This window comes from Streptomyces sp. MS06 (assembly GCF_047200655.1).
Classification (GTDB): Bacteria; Actinomycetota; Actinomycetes; order Streptomycetales; family Streptomycetaceae; genus Streptomyces.
This window is the reverse complement of sequence record NZ_JBJZOJ010000130.1, coordinates 1-2195: the sequence shown is the minus strand read 5'-3', so window position 1 is coordinate 2195 and position 2195 is coordinate 1. Positions and strand designations below refer to the sequence as shown.

Below are 2195 nucleotides of genomic sequence, written 5' to 3'. Positions count from 1 at the left end.
CGCACGATTGAGGCTCCCTCCTTGAAACAAGCCGAGTTTAGGGACTGCCGACACGGCACTTCGACCCGTCCCCAGTGGTGAGCTTGCCCACACGGAGCGTGAAACGGAGCGCGCTCGACCCGCGAAATCCCTTGTCGCACCGGTGGCACGCAGGACTCCTCCCCGAAACACTAGCCTGGTCCTGTGGACAAGGTCTCTGTGAGAGCGTGCTGCGGGCCACTCCGTTTCTTTGTGGAGTCCCTACGAATGGCCCAACGAACCTTTGCTCCGCGCAGAACTCTTGTCCCCGGGTTTACTCGTTAGTAGCGTTCGCGATGTCTCGAACGTACTTGGGGTAACACCAGCCCGGGGTGGGCTGCGTCGGAGAGTGGGTGGCGAGCGTGGTGCGCAGACCGGTGGCGTGGGTCGTGGCGGTCCTGCTCTTCGCCGAGGCGGTCGGCATCGCGGCGGTCAACTGGTTCCTGGGAACGGTGGTCGACCGTCAGGACATGTCGCTCGCGGGCCTGGACCCGGACGTGATGGCGAACTCCTCGAAGATCGCGGGGATCCTGTTCGGCCTCTACCTCGCTCTGTGCGGCCTGGTCGCGCTGCTGGTCGCGGTGCGCGACCGGGCCCCCGCCGGCCTCGGCCGGGTCCTGCTGGTCAGCGCGGCCGTGGTGCACGGACTGCTGGGCGCGTTCGCCTGGGGGCTGATGGGCCGCTCGGCCTTCCTGTTCATGCGCGACGTCCTCGACCCTCCGTCCGCCGGCGGCGGGGGTGATGGCGCCGAGAGCGGCCGGGTCCCCGGCCCCGACCCTTCGGACAGCGCGGTCGAAGGCGGCCCGGTCGAAGGCGGCGAAGCTGAAGGCGGCGGAGTCGAGGACGGCGGAGTCGGAACCGCGCCGGCAGGCGCCGTCGGAGCCGATGCGGCCGGGGCCGGGGCCGGGGCCGACGGGTCTTCCGGGCGCGGTGGGGCGCACGCCCCGGAGCCGTCCGAGGGCGACGGCCGGGACGGTGCACGGGTCACGCCTCCGGCGGCGCCCACAACTCGGTGATCCCGACCCCGAGGTCCGCCAGCAGTCGGCGGACCAGGGGCAGGCTGATCCCGATCACGTTGCCGTGGTCGCCCTCGATGCCGTCGATGAACGGGGCCGAGCGGCCGTCCAGCGTGAACGCGCCGGCCACGTGCAGCGGTTCGCCGGAAGTGACGTAGGCGGCGATCTCCTCGTCACTGGGCTCGCCGAAGTGGACCACGGTGGACGCGATGGCGGAGGCGTACCGCCCGCTGACGGTGTCGTAGACGCAGTGGCCGGTCTGGAGCGTGCCGGCGCGCCCGCGCATCGCCTTCCAGCGTGCCGTGGCCTCCTCGGCGTCGGCCGGCTTGCCCAGGGCCGCGCCGTCCAGGTCGAGCACCGAGTCGCAGCCGATCACGATCGAGCCCTTGACCTCGGGGCGTGCGGCCACCACGGACGCCTTCGCCTCGGCGAGGGCCAGCGCGAGCTCGGCGGGGGTGGGGGCGGAGACGGCGTCCTCGTCGACCCCGCTGACGATCACCTCGGGTTCCAGCCCGGCCTGGCGGAGCAGCCCCAGCCGGGCGGGTGAGGCGGAGGCGAGCACGAGGCGGCGGCGCGGCTGATCAGTCATGCCGAAAGGGTATCCGCGCTCCGGCGGCCCTCACCTCAGCCCGATGACGATCATCACGAGCACCATGGCCAGCGCCATGAGAACGCCCAGCCGCCGCAACATCTGCTGCGTGGCGCGCAGTTCCTCGGGCGGCTCGTTCTCGGGATCGGACCACAGCATGCGTCCAGCCTGCGCCCGGCGCCGCACGGGCGCCTGAGTACGCGTACTCAAATGGAGCCGGCCGTACCCCTCGGTGGAGTACTGCCCGGAGCGACGCCCGCCACTCCACCGGCCCGCGACCGCACCCGGATCCGAGCGCACGCGAACGCACCCGCGACCCCACCCCGGACCGACCCGGACCGACCCGGTACCGGGTCCGCGGGGGAGGCCGCTCACCCGGGCCAGTACGTCCGGTTCCAGGAAGTCGGGCCGGGGTGGGGCAGACGGCGGGCGGCGATGCGCGAGGGGTCCGACCACGAGTCCCGCGGGGTGGGTTGGCCGGTGGTGGGGGTGGTGGCGGCTGCTGCTGCGCGGGCGTGGACGACGGTGAGGGCTGCGGCGAGTTCCTCGGGGGTGGGGTTGCCGCGTAGGAC

3 protein-coding genes and 1 pseudogene are annotated in these 2195 nt (G+C 72.4%); 1 reads left to right on the top strand and 3 read right to left on the bottom strand.

Translation table 11 applies throughout. The features are described 5' to 3' along the window. Window positions 1-380: 380 nt before the first annotated feature. Window positions 381-731, top strand: a pseudogene (locus ACL02U_RS32755) (hypothetical protein); the annotation flags it as partial. Between the two features lie 271 nt (window positions 732-1002). On the opposite strand, the gene ACL02U_RS32750 reads toward ACL02U_RS32755, so the two are convergent. From ACL02U_RS32750 to ACL02U_RS32740, 3 genes are all read right to left on the bottom strand, one after another. Next, entirely contained in the window at window positions 1003-1623 is a 621-nt protein-coding gene (locus ACL02U_RS32750; RefSeq protein ID WP_412794653.1) for a Maf family protein, read from the bottom strand. A 30-nt stretch (window positions 1624-1653) separates the two neighbouring features. Then, window positions 1654-1782, bottom strand: coding sequence for a morphogenic membrane protein MmpB (mmpB, locus tag ACL02U_RS32745; protein ID WP_412794652.1), 129 nt, complete (start codon window positions 1780-1782; stop codon window positions 1654-1656). 212 nt (window positions 1783-1994) lie between these two features. Beyond that, on the bottom strand, window positions 1995-2195 hold a 201-nt coding region (locus ACL02U_RS32740; protein ID WP_412794651.1), incomplete at its 5' end, for an acyl-CoA carboxylase subunit epsilon.